The organism is Staphylococcus sp. SA22 (assembly GCF_054165785.1).
Window position 1 is genome coordinate 25,924 of sequence record NZ_JBSZQY010000012.1, and the last position, 16,568, is coordinate 42,491.

Annotated in this window: 14 protein-coding genes; 5 read left to right on the plus strand and 9 right to left on the minus strand. The window is 34.9% G+C overall.

The window, feature by feature from the left end; genetic code table 11:
* Window positions 1-158: 158 nt before the first annotated feature.
* The gene (locus ACXQH5_RS10435; protein ID WP_000262593.1) at window positions 159-680 is read right to left on the minus strand and encodes a methylated-DNA--[protein]-cysteine S-methyltransferase; all 522 of its coding nucleotides are present in this window, start codon (window positions 678-680) and stop codon (window positions 159-161) included.
* Window positions 681-1,042: 362 nt separating this feature from the next.
* Here ACXQH5_RS10435 and clpL point away from each other — a divergent pair, with 362 nt between their 5' ends.
* Window positions 1,043-3,151 carry an ATP-dependent Clp protease ATP-binding subunit ClpL gene (gene clpL, locus ACXQH5_RS10440; RefSeq protein ID WP_001063329.1) on the plus strand — a complete coding sequence of 703 codons (2,109 nt, stop codon included), beginning with the start codon at window positions 1,043-1,045 and terminating at the stop codon, window positions 3,149-3,151.
* Window positions 3,152-3,218: 67 nt separating this feature from the next.
* Here the strand turns inward: clpL and ACXQH5_RS10445 are convergent, their stop codons facing one another.
* The 4 genes from ACXQH5_RS10445 to farE all read right to left on the minus strand — a co-directional run bounded on the left by ACXQH5_RS10445 (window position 3,219) and on the right by farE (window position 8,340).
* The gene (locus ACXQH5_RS10445) at window positions 3,219-3,389 is read right to left on the minus strand and encodes a FeoB-associated Cys-rich membrane protein (RefSeq protein WP_000111116.1); all 171 of its coding nucleotides are present in this window, start codon (window positions 3,387-3,389) and stop codon (window positions 3,219-3,221) included.
* A gap of 12 nt (window positions 3,390-3,401) precedes the next feature.
* Window positions 3,402-5,396 (minus strand): ferrous iron transport protein B, encoded by a 1,995-nt coding sequence (gene feoB, locus ACXQH5_RS10450; protein WP_000432888.1) that lies wholly within the window; start codon window positions 5,394-5,396, stop codon window positions 3,402-3,404.
* 11 nt (window positions 5,397-5,407) lie between these two features.
* Complete coding sequence (locus ACXQH5_RS10455) at window positions 5,408-5,635, minus strand: FeoA family protein (RefSeq protein ID WP_000932073.1); 228 nt, start codon at window positions 5,633-5,635, stop codon at window positions 5,408-5,410.
* Window positions 5,636-5,850: 215 nt separating this feature from the next.
* Complete coding sequence (gene farE / locus ACXQH5_RS10460) at window positions 5,851-8,340, minus strand: fatty acid efflux MMPL transporter FarE (protein ID WP_001051437.1); 2,490 nt, start codon at window positions 8,338-8,340, stop codon at window positions 5,851-5,853.
* Window positions 8,341-8,483: 143 nt separating this feature from the next.
* Here farE and farR point away from each other — a divergent pair, with 143 nt between their 5' ends.
* The gene (gene farR / locus ACXQH5_RS10465) at window positions 8,484-9,032 is read left to right on the plus strand and encodes a fatty acid efflux pump transcriptional regulator FarR (protein ID WP_000665226.1); all 549 of its coding nucleotides are present in this window, start codon (window positions 8,484-8,486) and stop codon (window positions 9,030-9,032) included.
* Window positions 9,033-9,108: 76 nt separating this feature from the next.
* Here farR and ACXQH5_RS10470 read toward each other — a convergent pair whose 3' ends face one another.
* From ACXQH5_RS10470 to ACXQH5_RS10480, 3 genes are all read right to left on the minus strand, one after another.
* Window positions 9,109-9,276, minus strand: coding sequence for a hypothetical protein (locus tag ACXQH5_RS10470; protein ID WP_001796738.1), 168 nt, complete (start codon window positions 9,274-9,276; stop codon window positions 9,109-9,111).
* A 111-nt stretch (window positions 9,277-9,387) separates the two neighbouring features.
* Complete coding sequence (pruA, locus tag ACXQH5_RS10475; protein WP_000259692.1) at window positions 9,388-10,932, minus strand: L-glutamate gamma-semialdehyde dehydrogenase; 1,545 nt, start codon at window positions 10,930-10,932, stop codon at window positions 9,388-9,390.
* 190 nt (window positions 10,933-11,122) lie between these two features.
* The gene (locus ACXQH5_RS10480) at window positions 11,123-11,722 is read right to left on the minus strand and encodes a sugar O-acetyltransferase (RefSeq protein WP_000136498.1); all 600 of its coding nucleotides are present in this window, start codon (window positions 11,720-11,722) and stop codon (window positions 11,123-11,125) included.
* A gap of 238 nt (window positions 11,723-11,960) precedes the next feature.
* On the opposite strand from ACXQH5_RS10480, the gene cwrA reads away from it, so the two are divergent.
* From cwrA to copZ, 3 genes are all read left to right on the plus strand, one after another.
* The gene (cwrA, locus tag ACXQH5_RS10485) at window positions 11,961-12,152 is read left to right on the plus strand and encodes a cell wall inhibition responsive protein CwrA (protein ID WP_001221404.1); all 192 of its coding nucleotides are present in this window, start codon (window positions 11,961-11,963) and stop codon (window positions 12,150-12,152) included.
* A 239-nt stretch (window positions 12,153-12,391) separates the two neighbouring features.
* Window positions 12,392-14,800: a heavy metal translocating P-type ATPase gene (locus tag ACXQH5_RS10490; RefSeq protein ID WP_000024120.1), complete on the plus strand. Its 2,409-nt coding sequence runs from the start codon at window positions 12,392-12,394 to the stop codon at window positions 14,798-14,800.
* A 466-nt stretch (window positions 14,801-15,266) separates the two neighbouring features.
* On the plus strand, window positions 15,267-15,473 hold the full coding sequence (gene copZ, locus ACXQH5_RS10495) for a copper chaperone CopZ (protein ID WP_000076662.1): 207 nt from the start codon (window positions 15,267-15,269) through the stop codon (window positions 15,471-15,473).
* An 89-nt stretch (window positions 15,474-15,562) separates the two neighbouring features.
* Here the strand turns inward: copZ and ACXQH5_RS10500 are convergent, their stop codons facing one another.
* Entirely contained in the window at window positions 15,563-16,561 is a 999-nt protein-coding gene (locus ACXQH5_RS10500) for a D-lactate dehydrogenase (RefSeq protein ID WP_000161354.1), read from the minus strand.
* Window positions 16,562-16,568: the final 7 nt, after the last annotated feature.

Sequence of the window (16,568 nt, forward strand, 5' to 3'; positions counted from 1 at the left end):
GCTTTGCGCGCAATTTAATGTTATTACCGAATGATCTATATATCAATATTTCTAGATGTTAATTTTCTAAAATTATCATTAATTTAGTTTGATTAGTTTTTAAAATAATTTAACGTATTTAACAATGCATAGATTTATTTTTCTAACATATTTATACGTTACGGCTTCGTGCTATGTTTTGGTACATAAAGCTTTGACATATCGATATTCTCCAACTCTAACAGCTTAATTTTATTATTAATCGTTCCACCGAATCCTGTTAAGCTACCCGTTTTACCAACAACGCGATGACATGGCACGATAATTGATAATGGATTGCTTCCGACTGCACCTCCAACCGCTTGTGCTGACATTTTTGGCTTATCAAGCACCTTGCCTACTTTTTTGGCAATAGCACCATACGTTGTTAACGTCCCATAAGGAATCTGTCTTAATTCATTCCAAACACACTGTTGAAAATGACTACCTGTTGGCTTTACAGGTATTGTGATTTCAGGATTGTCACCTTTAAAATACGCGTCTAACCACTGTGTCGCCTCTTTAAATATCGCTAAAGACGTATTTTCTTCCCTAGTACTATCATCTTGTTGATTTTCAAACAAAACAGCGGTCAGACTTATCCCATCACTCACAAGTTCCAATCGTCCTACAGGCGAATCATAGTAACTCTTATATACCATAAACACACACTCCTTTTGCATCATCATACTATTCATTTAACTTTATGAAAATGATTAACACTTTATGCTTTATCAAGATCAACTATTCACTTCCAAATCAAAATTCACATAGACTACCAACACAATATACCATTTCTTAATTAACTATGTATCAACACATACGTTTCTTAACCATTGATTAATATTTACTTTTAAATTCTTACTTACTTCAAAAATTACACAAAAAGTTCATAAAGTGCCTACAATGCGCCGTTTTCAAAACTACAATGGTGGAAAAATAGAATTGCCATTGTTTATATTTTGCATATAGTTTCAATGTATTTTCTTTTACTTATTAGTTTAAAAATTTAGAGGTGATGTTTATGAATAACAATTTTTTCAATAGTGACTTCGATTCTATTTTACGAAGAATGATGCAAGACATGCAAAACTCAAATCAGACTAGTAACAAGAAATACTATATTAATGGTAAAGAAGTTTCACCGGAAGAATTAGCACAATTTACGCAACAAGGTGGTAATCATTCTGCCGAACAAAGTGCGCAAGCTTTTCAACAAGCAGCACTAAGACAACAAGGTCAACAAAGTGGCAATGGCAATTATTTAGAACAAATTGGTCGTAACTTAACGCAAGAGGCTCGTGACGGATTATTAGATCCAGTCATCGGTCGTGATAAAGAAATCCAAGAAACTGCAGAAGTCTTAAGTAGACGCACTAAAAACAATCCTATCCTAGTCGGAGAAGCTGGAGTTGGTAAAACTGCGATTGTCGAAGGTTTAGCGCAAGCAATCGTTGAAGGGAACGTACCTGCAGCAATCAAAGATAAAGAAATTATATCTATAGATATTTCATCGCTTGAAGCTGGAACGCAATATCGTGGCGCCTTTGAAGAAAACATCCAAAAGTTAGTTGAAGGCGTTAAGTCATCACAAAATGCTGTGCTCTTCTTTGACGAAATTCACCAAATCATCGGTTCCGGCGCAACAGGAAGTGATTCCGGTAGTAAAGGGTTATCTGATATTTTAAAACCAGCATTAAGTCGTGGTGAAATTTCAATTATAGGTGCAACGACTCAAGATGAATATCGAAACAATATCATGAAAGACGCTGCATTAACACGTCGTTTTAACGAGGTGCTGGTTAACGAACCAAGCGCAAAAGATACGGTTGAAATTTTAAAAGGAATTCGCGAAAAATTTGAAACACACCATCAAGTCAAATTACCTGATGACGTATTAAAGGCATGTGTAGACTTATCCATTCAATATATTCCACAACGCTTATTACCTGACAAAGCAATCGATGTATTAGATATTACAGCTGCACATTTATCTGCACAAAGCCCTGCTATTGATAAAGTCGCGACTGAAAAACGTATTTCTGAATTGGAACATGATAAGCGTAAAGCTGTAAGTGCTGAAGAATATAAAAAAGCAGATGACATTCAAAATGAAATCAAATCTCTACAAGATATATTAGAAAACAGTAATGGTGAACATACTGCAGTAGCAACGGTGCATGATATTTCTGATACCATTCAACGATTAACTGGTATTCCTGTATCTCAAATGGATGCCAATGACATTGAACGTTTAAAAAATATTTCTAGTCGTTTAAGAAGTAAAATCATTGGTCAAGATAAAGCTGTAGAAATGGTTTCTCGTGCCATTCGTCGTAATCGAGCTGGTTTTGATGATGGCAATCGTCCAATTGGTAGCTTCCTATTTGTCGGTCCTACTGGTGTTGGTAAAACAGAGCTTGCCAAACAGTTAGCCATTGATTTATTTGGTAATAAAGAGGCACTGATTCGACTTGATATGAGTGAATATAGTGATACTACTGCTGTTTCTAAAATGATTGGTACAACTGCTGGCTATGTCGGTTATGACGATAATTCAAATACATTAACTGAAAAAGTACGACGCAATCCATATTCAGTCATTCTATTTGATGAAATTGAAAAGGCTAATCCACAAATATTAACATTATTACTCCAAGTGATGGATGATGGTAATTTAACAGATGGTCAAGGTAACGTCATCAACTTTAAAAACACAATCATTATTTGTACGTCAAACGCTGGTTTTGGTAACGGTACAGACCAAGAATACGATGACATTATGCAAGAAATGAAAAAATTCTTCCGTCCTGAATTCCTTAACCGCTTCAATGGTATTGTAGAATTCTTACACCTAGATAAAGAGTCACTACAAGAAATCATTAATTTATTGTTGGATGATGTCCAAGTAACATTAGATAAAAAAGGTATTACGATGAATGTCTCTCAAGATGCAAAAGATTGGTTAATTGAAGAAGGTTATGATGAAGACTTAGGCGCACGCCCATTAAGACGTATTGTTGAACAACAAGTGCGTGACAAAATAACAGATTATTATTTAGATCATACAGACGTTAAACATGTGGATTTAGATATCGAAGACAATGAGTTAGTCGTCAAAGGTAAATCATGATACTTTAACATATAGTGTATCAAAAAAATGAGCATCAGGACGCCCTCGCCTGTGCTCATTTTTTAAATTATTTCCCAGGAAAATGATTCGCTGTGTGTTGTTCTGTTCCACAACAATCACGATCAATGTCACATGTGCCACATTTCCCTTGTTTCGAACGTTTGAAAAATTTAACTAACGTATACAAGGCATATCCGAAAATTGCTAAAAAAATTAAAATGTTAATAATAACTGACACTTTAACCACTCCTTAAACAAATAAATGTCCGACTTGATAAAAAATGAATGTTAAGACATATGCAGTGACTAGAGGATAGGCAACTGCAAGTGCCGTCCATTTCCATGAATAAGTCTCTTTACGGATTGCTGCCACTGTAGAAACACAAGGAATATACAATAGTATAAATATCATAAATGCATACGCAGATAGCGGTGTAAATTGATTTTGAATCACATTGACAAGGCCTGCATCACTTGATGAATAGATAATCGCCATCGAACTTACGATAACTTCTTTTGCTAAAAATCCTGGCACTAACGTAGCACCTGCTTGCCATGTTCCAAATCCGAGCGGTTGCACTAACATACCAAAGAAGCTACCAACCATATGTAAAAAACTTTGATTGATATTCACATTGATACCATGTGGCCCTACATAACTTAATAGCCAAATGACTACTGAGCCGCCAAAAATAAATGTACCTGCTTTACGAACAAAGCCCTTAGCCTTTTCCCAAGTACTACGCCACAACGTTTTAATGGAAGGCACACGGTATGTTGGCAATTCCACAATAAAGATTGCATTATCATTTTTTAAAACCGTCTTAGTAAGTACTGTACTGACTAAAAATGCCATAATAATACCTAAAACATACAGGCTTAATACTACTAAAGATTGATTCTCTTTGAAAAAGATACCTACGAACAATGCATACACTGGCAGTCTAGCAGAGCATGACATGAATGGTGCAATTAATATCGTTGTTAAACGCTCTTTTTCATTTTCAATACTGCGCGCAGCCATAATACTCGGTACGTTACAACCAAATCCGATAATCATCGGTATAAAAGACTTCCCGCTTAAACCGAACGATTCCATAATACGATCCATTAAAACCGCAATACGTGCCATATAACCTGAATCTTCTAATAAAGATATAAAGAAAAAGAGCACAACAATTTGTGGTACAAAGACTAATACTGATCCTACACCAGCAATAATGCCATCTGTAATTAAATCTTGTAAAAATGGTATAACGCCAAGATAATTCATAATCGTCTTCACACTATCCGTAAATGTACCACCTATAAATGCATCGAGTTGATCCGACAAAGGTGTGCCAATCCATGTAAATGTAGTTTGAAAGATTAACCACATAATCGCTAGAAAGATCGGCATCCCTATATATTTATGTGTTAATATCTTGTCAATTCTAGAGCTGAAATATTGCTTATCTTCATCTGGATACGTTACCACGTCTTGCAATAACGTCTCAATATAATGATTGCGTATACGCTCCATCTCTCGACGAACAGATACAGCTTCTACTTGTTCGGCAACTTGATCACGAAAACTCGACAATTTATTTACAACCTCTGAATTAAGTTCGTTTGCAATTTGCATGTTATTTAATAAGAATTGAATCGCAATAAACCTAGCTTGATACTTATCATGAGATGTCTCTGTCATTATTATTTGACACATATTTTTAATTGTCTCTTCAATCTTCTCACCATAATTGATTTTAAAATGCGGTTGATACCCTTCCCCTAGATGCTTTATTTCGCCAAGTAAATGTTTAGTTCCTTTCCCTGTACGTGCCACAACTGGAAAAATAGGTGTTTTTAACTTTTTCATCAATTTATGATAATCGATTTTTATCCCGCGCTTTGTAGCTACATCAATCATATTTAATCCGATGTATATTGGTTTATTAAGTTCTAACAATTGTACTGTTAATTGCATATTTCTTTTTAGTTGACTCGCATCAACAATGTTAATGATTCCTGAAAATGAATCGTTTAATAAATAGTCTGTCACTACAGTTTCATCTTTAGAAATCGGCGATAAATCATATGTACCTGGTAAATCAATTAATTGTCCTACATTTTCTTTAAGCTTCCCTACTTTTTTCTCTACCGTTACGCCACTCCAGTTGCCTATATATTCATACGAACCAGTTAAAGCGTTAAACAAAGATGTTTTACCAACATTAGGATTTCCTAAAATACAATAATTTTCCATTCGTCCGGCTCCTATTCTTCTAATGCAATAGAACAAGCATCGCAATGTCTAATACTTAACTGTTGTCCGTTTACTTCAATAATACATGGCCCTTTAAATAAACATTTTTGTTTAATCGTTATGATAGCGTCATCTGTTAACCCAAAGGCACTTAGACGATACAACATATTCTCATTAGCAATATCCATTCGCTTTATTTTATAAGCCTTATTCATTTCACCATTTTTAATGTTTAACATACTATTTCGCTCTCCTATTAGAAATAATAATCATTATCACTTAAAAATCATAACCTTTAAAATTATAGCTCGCAATACTTTATTTAAATAATTTTCATTTTTCATGTAAAATTTGTGACATTGCAAAAATATTTTGTATAATCGCTTCCATGCAAAAAACCTCCGCTTCAAATGTCATTGATAGACATTTAAAGCGGAGGCATGTACATGTTATTTTATGATTTATTTCTTAAGTTTTTTTCTAACAATTGATTGAGCTTTTCAATATTTTTATTCAACTGTTCTATATTCGTTGTTTGTTGTTTTGAATTTAGTTGATGCTTGTTTTGATAATCCATTAAAGCATCATATAAAAACAATGAACTTGCTGATTGCTGTTTCACTTCTTGGTACAATGCCATCGTTTTATCATCTAGTACTATTGAACGTGCATCATCTTGCCCATGTACATCTTGATGTTTCGATACATTTGTTGCACCTTGTGGATATACTTTAAAGGTTGTGTCGTATGTTTCCTTACTATCTTTAGATTCAGATTCCTGTGATTCAACCGTTTTATATTTTTCAAGTGCATGTCCTTCAATATCAACTCGTGGAATAATGCGATTCAACCATGCTGGTAAATACCACGAACCTTTTCCAAACAATTTAGTTAATGCAGGAATTAACATCATTCTGACTACGAAGGCATCAAAGAGTACACCAAAAGCTAATGCCATACCCATTGATTTAATCATGACATCTTCTTGGAATACAAACGCAAAGAAGACACTAAACATGATTAATGCAGCTGCTACAATAACAGGACCACTTTCTTTCAATCCTACTTTGATAGAATAATCATTATCCCCTGTTTTACTATATTCTTCATGAATTCGCGACATAAGGAAGACTTCGTAATCCATTGCTAAGCCGAATAGTATACCAATTGTAATAACCGGCAAGAAGGCTAGCATTGGTCCTGTCGTTTCTATGCCGAATAATCCTTTCATAAAGCCATCTTGCATTACAAAGGTTGTAAAACCTAGTGTTGCCATTAATGACAAGACGAATCCTAAAACTGCTTTTAACGGTATTAGAATTGAACGAAAGACAATCATTAATAAGAAAAATGCCAATACAACAATTACTGTTGCAAATAAAGGTATCGCCTCATTTAACTTTTTAGACATATCAATATTAATGACACTTTGTCCTGAAATCTCCGTTTTGAACCCATATTTATCTTGTGCATCTTTATGATAATCTCGTAAATCATGCACTAAATCGTTTGTACTCTCTGCATTAGGCCCTTGCTTAGGTATCACGACCATCAAAGCGTAATCATTATCTTTACTCATTTGTGGCGGCGTAACAATATCTACATTTTTCTTATCTTTAATATCTTTATACACAGATTGTAAATCTTGTTGTAATCCTTGTGGATCATCTTTTTTATCTTTAACGTTAATCAGCATCGGTATTTGGCCATTAAATCCTTCGCCAAACTTATCTGAAATAATATCGTATGCCTTTTTCTGAGTAGAATCTGCTGGCTTTACGCCATCATCCGGAATGCCTAGACGCATATGACTAACTGGAATAGCCGCTGCAACTAATATAATTAAACCTAATAATACTGCTGCAAGTGCATTACCAGTAATAAATTTAGACCACGGCGTATCAATATCTTTTTTAAAATTAGACTGCAATTTGTTCACTTTAATGCGTTTATGGAAAATGCTAATTAACGCAGGTAATAAAGTCAGTGCACTGAATACAGCAAATATAACACTAATTGCCGAAGCAAACCCCATCACTGCTAAGAAATCTATGCCAACTAGCGATAAACCACATACGGCAATCACAACTGTCACACCAGCGAAGATGACTGCGCTACCTGCTGTTCCCACTGCAAGTCCGATACCTTTAACATAGTCTGTTTCAGTTTTCATTACTTGTCGATATCTAAACAAAATAAATAATGCATAATCGATACCAACAGCGAGCCCAATCATTACCGCTAAAGTTAATGTAACATTAGGTATATCAAAGACATAGGTCAATAGGCTAATAATGCCAACCCCAGATGCTAGACCAATCAATGCACTTATAATTGGTAATCCTGCAGCAATGACTGAACCAAATGTAATCAATAACACTACAAATGCAACTATGATACCAACTAGTTCAGAATTACCACCTACTTCTGTAGATGTCATACCTGTTCCTGTTAATTCAGTCTGTACATTATGATTGTCACGCAAATCTTTTAAATGACTTTTAATATTATCTCTAGAGCCATCTTTTAAAGATGTTTGACTAACATTGTATGTGATATCTGCAAATGCAGTTGTTTTATCTTTACTAATTTGCTTATTTTCGTATGGATCTGATACTTTATCAATGTGCTTGTCATCTTTTTTAATATCATCTAACGTTTTCTTAATATCTTTAGTGATACTCGGTTGCACAATACCATCATCTTTAGTCGTCTTAAAGACCACACGAATTTGTGCCTTTTCACTATCTTGATTAAAATGCTTTTCAATCTTTTCATTCGTGTCTAATGACTTTAATCCAGTCATTTTAATATCATTGTCAAATTTCGGTGCATTTGTAGCAATTGGTATAAATATTGCAGCTACAATTATTACCCATGCGATTAATGTGGACCACTTATGCTTTGCGATAAATGTACCCATCTTGTATAAAAATTTCGCCAAATATATTGCCTCCCTTTAAAATCAACGTTATAGTTTAACTATACAGTGTAGATTATTGTTCGATTATAGTATCTATACCATGCATCTTAAAGAACTAATTTTTGAATTCTGTATTTTAAACTACATATTAAGGAGAAATGTAGATGAAAGAGACCGATTTAAGAGTGATTAAGACAAAGAAAGCATTGTCTTCAAGTTTGCTTCAATTGTTAGAACAACATCTGTTCCAAACAATTACCGTCAACCAAATATGTCATAACGCGCTCGTACACCGTACAACATTTTATAAACATTTTTATGATAAATATGACTTACTTGAATATTTGTTCAATCAATTGACCAAAGCATATTTTGCGACTGATATTAGTGATCGCCTTAACCACCCATTCCAAACGATTAACGATACAATTAATAATAAAGAAGACTTACAAAAAGTAGCAGACTTCCAACAAGAAGATGCAGAGTTTAATAAAGTTTTAAAAAATGTTTGCATTAAAATTATGAATGACGACATCAAAAACAATAGCGACAGAATTGATGTCGATGGAGATATTCCTAATAATTTATTATTTTATATATACGGTTCGTTGATTGAAGGTTTTATGCATTGGATAAAAGATGAAAAAATTGACTGGCCTAGCGAGGAAATTGATAAAATTTTCCATAAGGTAATAAATATTAAGATTAAATAGTAGATTAGAGGCTCATAAGCGTTACCAACATTCATAATAAAAACGATAGTGTACACGTTAATGAATTCGTGTACTACTATCGTTTTTTATTTTTATCGTGCTTATCGCTATTAAAATAACTGATACACAACACATAAACTATGAAGAAAAAAATAAATCCGCTATCTAAATGACTTTGACTCAGTTGTTTAAATGACCAAATTGCTAATACAATTCCCATTATTATTGAAATAACGTATCTCACATTCTTATACCTATAATCCTTTTCTAAAAATATGGTTGCTATTACTTAATTTTAAAAGTTATAAATAAAAAGAGCCAACCGCAATGGATGGCCCTTGTTCATTATGAAGCATTAGAACATTTCTGAAACAACCTTTTGTTCTAAGAAGTGTAATAAGTAGTCTGGGCTACCTGTTTTAGCGTCCGTACCTGACATTTTGAAACCACCAAATGGATGGTATCCAACAACTGCTGAAGTACAGCCTCTGTTAAGGTATAAATTACCTACATCAAATTCGTTTACCGCTTTAATCCAATGCTCACGATTATTTGTAATCACTGCACCAGTTAAACCGTAATCTGTATCATTTGCAACCTCAATTGCTTCATCAAAATCGTTAACTTTCACAAAGCCAACAACTGGTCCAAAAATTTCTTCTTGCATGATTCTATCTTTAGATTTAAGTCCTGAAATGATTGTTGGTTCTACAAAGTAACCTTTTGAATCATCAGTGCCGCCACCTTGTTCTAATTTACCTTCTTCTTTACCAATCTCGATATAATTTTTAATCTTATCAAATTGTTTTTTATTAATAACCGGGCCCATATACGTATTGTCTACAGTATTGCCCAACGTTAATTCTTTTGTTAGTTTGATTGACTTTTCTAATACTTCGTCATAAACGTCTTTATGCACAATTGCACGTGAACATGCTGAACATTTTTGACCAGAGAAACCAAACGCTGACGTTACAATAGCTTCTGCTGCCATATCTGTATCAATATTTTCATCAACTACAATGGCATCTTTACCACCCATTTCAGCGATAACACGTTTCAAGAAGTTTTGACCTTCTTGAACAACGGCACTACGTTCATAAATTCTAGTACCTGTCGCACGTGAACCTGTAAATGTAACGAAATGCGTATCTTTATGATCAACTAAGTAATCACCAATTTCTTTCGGATCGCCAGGAACAAAGTTAACTACTCCTTTTGGTAATCCTGCTTCTTCTAAAATTTCCATTAATTTATAAGCGATATAAGGTGTATCCTCAGCAGGTTTCAATAACACTGTATTACCTGCAACAACTGGTGCTAAAGTCGTACCAGCCATAATCGCAAACGGGAAGTTCCACGGTGGAATTGTAACACCTGTACCAATTGATTTATAGAAATATTTATTGTGTTCACCTTCACGATCAAGTACTGGCTTACCTTGAGCCAAATCCATCATTGAACGCGCATAGTATTCAATAAAATCAATACCTTCAGCTGCATCACCAACTGCTTCATCCCATGGTTTACCTGCTTCATAAACCATAATTGCCGCAATTTCCGCTTTTCGACGACGAATAATTGCCGAAACACGTAACATAAGCTCTGCACGATCATTTGCTGACCATGTTTTCCAAGATTTATAAGCTTCGTTTGCTGCTTTAAATGCATCTTCAACATCTTGTTTTGTTGCCTTTGATGCATTTGCAATCACTTGTGATGTGTCTGCAGGATTGATTGATTTAATTTTGTCATCTTTGAAAATCTTCTCTCCATTAATCACTAATGGTATGTCTTGACCTAATTCTTTTTCCACGTCTTTCAATGCTTTCTTAAACATATCCACATTTTCTTGGACTGAAAAATCGTAACCAGGTTCATTTTTAAATTCTACTACCATGTACACTTACCCCCTATAAATTTTGAAAGTGGTTTAACCCTTTGATTTAATGATATAACATCATTTAAACTCATTTTACTATGAGTAAGGTCGGTTTTGCAATCGCTTTCATTTTTCTGCTTTATACCTTTCTTCTCAAGCATTTTGAAAATGATTAGTTACTTTTTAAAATTTAGAAGTGTCATGACAACTAATATAGTGTTTCATCGTTCAATGCTTCTGATGGTACCTCATTATCAATTTTACGAACGACTTTACAAGGATTTCCAACCGCTAAACTGTGTGGCGGAATATCTTTTGTGACAACACTACCTGCACCAATCACACTACCTTCTCCAATCGTCACCCCTGGTAACACGGCTACATGACCGCCAAACCAAGTATTACTGCCAATATGAATGGGTCCGGCTTTTTCAAAACCTTCATTTCTATGATGAAAATTAAGTGGATGTGTTGCTGTATAGAATCCACAATTAGGTCCTATAAAAACATTATCGCCAATTGTAATCTGTCCACCATCCATAAAATAACAATTGGTGTTTACATAGACATTTTTTCCTAGTTTAACGTTCCAACCATAATCTGTATCAAAAGGAATCGAAATACTTACATTGTCTGTTGTTGTTTGAAATAATTGATCGATTAATTCCTTTCTTTTATTTGTGTCACTCGGTCTTGTATGATTTAATTCAAAGCAAATATCTTTCGCTCGTGCACGTTCATTTATTAAGTCTTGATCAAAGTTTGCATCGTACCATTTTTCTGCTAACATTTTTTCTTTTTCAGTCATTACACCTTTCAACTCCTAATAACTTATTTACTTGTTTAAAAGTTAATCAAATAAACATTCGCCTATGCAACTAATACGCTATAACATTATGAAATCATGACCTTATCACCCTTATCTAAACAATTCTCGCATCAAATACTGCTAAAGTAGTAGATAAATTCAATACTACAGACGCATTCATTTTTTAATCTATTAACGTACAATGTGAGTAAGAGAAATATAAAGGAGTATGATAGCGATGAGAATATTAATTACAGGCACAGTTGCTATCTTAATCATTTTAGGTTTGGTCAAAACGATACAAGATTACGAAATGACAAACGACACGAGTCGTCAGTTGTCAGACAACAAAGATGATGATAAAGTCATCCATCTTAATAATTTTAAAAATTTACATGCTAAAGAATTTAACCCATCTGATTTCTTTTAAGTCACCCAAGAATTGCAAATCCAGAAGTCATTTAAGTTTTACCTTTCATTCATACATCCTTTAATATTAATTACGACTTCTTTTATATAGATGCTAAATAGAGAGATTGTTGTGCAATGTTTGCACGGCAATCTCTCTTTTTCTTTTTAAAATTGGTAAAAGTAAAACGCAACGATTGACTTATATACCTATAGGGGGTACATTAGACGTGTAACAATGAATCACAGGGAGGCAATAATGTGGCTAATACGAAAAAAACAACATTAGATATCACTGGTATGACTTGTGCCGCATGTTCAAATCGTATCGAAAAGAAACTGAATAAACTTGATGACGTTAATGCCCAAGTGAATTTAACTACAGAGAAAGCAACTGTTGAGTATAACCCTGATCAACATGATGTCCAAGAATTTATTAATACGATTCAACATTTAGGTTACGGTGTCGCTGTAGAAACTGTCGAATTAGACATTACAGGCATGACTTGTGCTGCATGCTCAAGCCGTATTGAAAAAGTGTTAAATAAAATGGACGGCGTTCAAAATGCAACGGTCAATTTAACAACAGAGCAAGCTAAAGTTGACTATTATCCTGAAGAAACAGATGCTGATAAACTTGTCACTCGCATTCAAAAATTAGGTTATGACGCGTCTATTAAAGATAACAATAAAGATCAAACGTCACGCAAAGCTGAAGCGCTACAACATAAATTGATTAAGCTTATCATATCAGCAGTATTATCTTTACCGCTATTAATGTTAATGTTTGCGCATCTTTTCAATATGCATATACCAGCACTATTTACGAATCCATGGTTCCAATTTATTTTAGCTACACCTGTACAATTTATTATTGGATGGCAATTTTATGTAGGTGCTTATAAAAACTTAAGAAATGGTGGCGCCAATATGGATGTACTTGTTGCTGTTGGTACAAGTGCAGCATATTTTTACAGTATTTATGAAATGGTTCGTTGGCTAAATGGCTCAACAACGCAACCGCATTTATACTTTGAAACAAGCGCCGTACTAATTACCTTAATCTTATTCGGTAAGTATTTAGAAGCTAGAGCGAAGTCTCAAACAACCAATGCGCTTGGCGAATTATTAAGTTTACAAGCTAAAGAAGCACGCATTTTAAAAGACGGTAATGAATTGATGATTCCTCTAAATGAAGTACATGTTGGAGATACACTTATCGTTAAACCAGGTGAAAAGATACCTGTTGATGGCAAAATTATTAAAGGTATGACTGCCATCGACGAATCTATGTTAACAGGTGAATCTATCCCTGTTGAAAAGAATGTTGATGACACTGTAATTGGTTCAACGATGAACAAAAACGGTACTATTACTATGACAGCAACAAAAGTTGGCGGGGACACTGCGTTAGCAAATATTATTAAGGTTGTCGAAGAAGCTCAAAGTTCTAAAGCGCCGATTCAACGATTGGCAGATATTATTTCTGGTTATTTCGTTCCTATCGTTGTTGGTATCGCACTATTAACATTTATCGTGTGGATTACTTTAGTTACACCAGGTACATTTGAACCTGCACTTGTTGCGAGTATTTCCGTTCTTGTCATTGCTTGTCCATGCGCATTAGGACTTGCTACACCAACTTCTATTATGGTAGGTACCGGTCGCGCTGCTGAAAATGGTATTTTATTTAAAGGTGGCGAGTTTGTTGAACGCACACATCAAATTGATACCATCGTTTTAGATAAGACGGGTACCATTACAAATGGTCGTCCAGTCGTGACAGATTATCATGGTGACGATCAAACGCTACAACTGCTTGCTACTGCTGAAAAAGATTCTGAACACCCATTGGCAGAAGCCATTGTCAATTATGCAAAAGAAAAGCAATTAACATTAACTGAGACGACAACATTTAAAGCAGTACCTGGTCATGGAATTGAAGCAACGATTGATCATCACCATATATTGGTTGGTAACCGTAAATTAATGGCTGACAATGATATTAGCTTGCCTAACCATATTTCTGATGATTTAACACATTATGAACGAGATGGTAAAACTGCTATGCTCATTGCTGTTAATTATTCATTAACTGGTATCATCGCAGTGGCAGATACTGTAAAAGATCATGCCAAAGATGCTATAAAACAATTGCATGATATGGGCATTGAAGTTGCTATGTTAACTGGCGATAATAAAAACACTGCTCAAGCCATTGCAAAACAAGTAGGCATAGATACTGTTATTGCAGATATTTTACCAGAAGAAAAAGCTGCACAAATTGCGAAACTACAGCAACAAGGCAAGAAGGTTGCGATGGTTGGTGACGGTGTAAATGATGCACCTGCATTAGTTAAAGCTGATATCGGTATCGCCATTGGTACAGGTACAGAAGTTGCCATTGAAGCAGCTGATATTACTATTCTTGGTGGCGACTTGATGCTTATTCCTAAAGCCATTTATGCAAGTAAAGCAACCATTCGTAATATTCGTCAAAATCTATTTTGGGCATTCGGCTATAATATTGCCGGTATCCCTATAGCTGCATTGGGCTTACTTGCGCCATGGGTTGCTGGTGCTGCAATGGCACTAAGTTCAGTAAGTGTTGTCACAAACGCACTTAGATTGAAAAATATGCGATTAGAACCACGCCGTAAAGATGCCTAGATTCCTTAATAATGAAGGATTCGTTGGTGATTCTGAGGTAGGCTAGTGATTGGCTCTATAATGTCGCGGTTTACAGTTGGATCTTCGCTCCTACTGCATATATAGTTACACTTTTCGCTTGGCGAATTAGTGTATCTTACCTAATAGCTCCGCCTATTAGGTTCCAACATTATTATAAATAATAAGTACACTATGGTTTACAGTTGGATTTTCGCTCCAACTGCATAAGAGCCTGAGACATAAATCAATGTTCTATGCTCTACAAAGTTATAATGGCAGTAGTTGACTGAACGAAAATGCGCTTGTAACAAGCTTTTTTCAATTCTAGTCAACCTTGCCGGCGGGGCCCCAACAAAGAGAAATTGGATTCCCAATTTCTACAGACAATGCAAGTTGGGGTGGGACGACGAAATAAATTTTACGAAAATATCATTTCTGTCCCACTCCCTAAAAGGAGGTGAATGCTATGTCACAAGAAATTTTAAATGTTGAAGGTATGAGCTGTGGTCACTGCAAAAGTGCTGTTGAATCTGCATTAAATAATATTGACGGTGTCACTTCAGCTGAAGTTAACCTTGAAAATGGTCAAGTAAGTGTTCAATATGATGACAGTAAAGTTGCTGTATCTCAAATGAAAGACGCAATCGAAGATCAAGGTTACGATGTCGTTTAATTAGGCAATATTCAACGTCATCAACACCAAATTAAAAAATCGAACTGATGAGAATCCCAACAATCCAAATTATCTCATCAGTTCGATTTTTAATTTACTCGTAACCTAGTATCTCCAGTCTGCAATACATCTAATGTTGCATCTAATGCATCGACAATTAGATTTTCAACTGCAGCTTCAGTATAAAACGCAATATGTGGTGTTAATATGACATCTTCCCTGTCAATCAACGATTCTAACAATGGATCGTTCAGTGTTTTGCCCCTTTGATCACTTGGGAAAAGTTTGCGTTCAAATTCATACGTATCAAGTGCTGCACCTTTAATCACACCATTGTCTAATGCGTCTAATAACGCCTTAGTATCTACTAAAGAACCTCTCGCACAATTGACAAATACTGCGCCCTTTTTAAAATGTTTAAATAATTCAGCATTAAATAGATAATGATTATATTTCGTTGCAGGTACATGTAATGTCACGATATCAGCACCTTCAACCGCTTCCTCAATCGTATCTTTGTAATCGACATACGTTGCAATTTTAGCATTAGGAAACGGGTCATATGCGACCACATCACTTTGATAACCATTGGCAAATATATCGGCTACTACACGGCCAATTCGACCTGTACCAATAACAGCTACTTTTAAATCTTTAATGGATTTCGATAAAATAGTAGGTTCCCATCTAAAATCATGCTCTCGCACTTTCGTTTGAATTTGATTAAAATGACGAACCACATTAATAGCCTGGGTCACAGCAAACTCCGCAATTGAATTCGGAGAGTATGACGGCACATTTGACACAATCAAGTTATACTTGTTTGCTAACTCCAAATCATATGTATCAAATCCAGCACTACGTTGTGCGATTTGTTTAATACCTAGTTCATTTAATCGTTTATAAACATGCTCTGATAATGGTATTTGTTGTGATAGCGATAAGCCATCATAACTAGCGACATCTTCAACATTGTCATCAGTTAATGCTTCTTTAGTAATATCTACCTCAACATGATGTTTCTCTGCCCACGCCTTGATATAAGGCATATCCTCATCGCGTACACTCATGATTTTAATTTTTGTCATTTTAACA

What these genes read in the sequence shown, in the direction of transcription:
- copZ (WP_000076662.1), top strand. Translation starts at nt 15,267, where the DNA reads ATGTCACAAGAAATTTTAAATGTTGAAGGTATGAGCTGTGGTCACTGC.
- ACXQH5_RS10435 (WP_000262593.1), bottom strand. Translation starts at nt 680, where the DNA reads ATGGTATATAAGAGTTACTATGATTCGCCTGTAGGACGATTGGAACTT.
- feoB (WP_000432888.1), bottom strand. Translation starts at nt 5,396, where the DNA reads ATGGAAAATTATTGTATTTTAGGAAATCCTAATGTTGGTAAAACATCT.
- clpL (WP_001063329.1), top strand. Translation starts at nt 1,043, where the DNA reads ATGAATAACAATTTTTTCAATAGTGACTTCGATTCTATTTTACGAAGA.
- ACXQH5_RS10500 (WP_000161354.1), bottom strand. Translation starts at nt 16,561, where the DNA reads ATGACAAAAATTAAAATCATGAGTGTACGCGATGAGGATATGCCTTAT.
- farR (WP_000665226.1), top strand. Translation starts at nt 8,484, where the DNA reads ATGAAAGAGACCGATTTAAGAGTGATTAAGACAAAGAAAGCATTGTCT.
- pruA (WP_000259692.1), bottom strand. Translation starts at nt 10,932, where the DNA reads ATGGTAGTAGAATTTAAAAATGAACCTGGTTACGATTTTTCAGTCCAA.
- ACXQH5_RS10480 (WP_000136498.1), bottom strand. Translation starts at nt 11,722, where the DNA reads ATGACTGAAAAAGAAAAAATGTTAGCAGAAAAATGGTACGATGCAAAC.
- cwrA (WP_001221404.1), top strand. Translation starts at nt 11,961, where the DNA reads ATGAGAATATTAATTACAGGCACAGTTGCTATCTTAATCATTTTAGGT.
- ACXQH5_RS10455 (WP_000932073.1), bottom strand. Translation starts at nt 5,635, where the DNA reads ATGTTAAACATTAAAAATGGTGAAATGAATAAGGCTTATAAAATAAAG.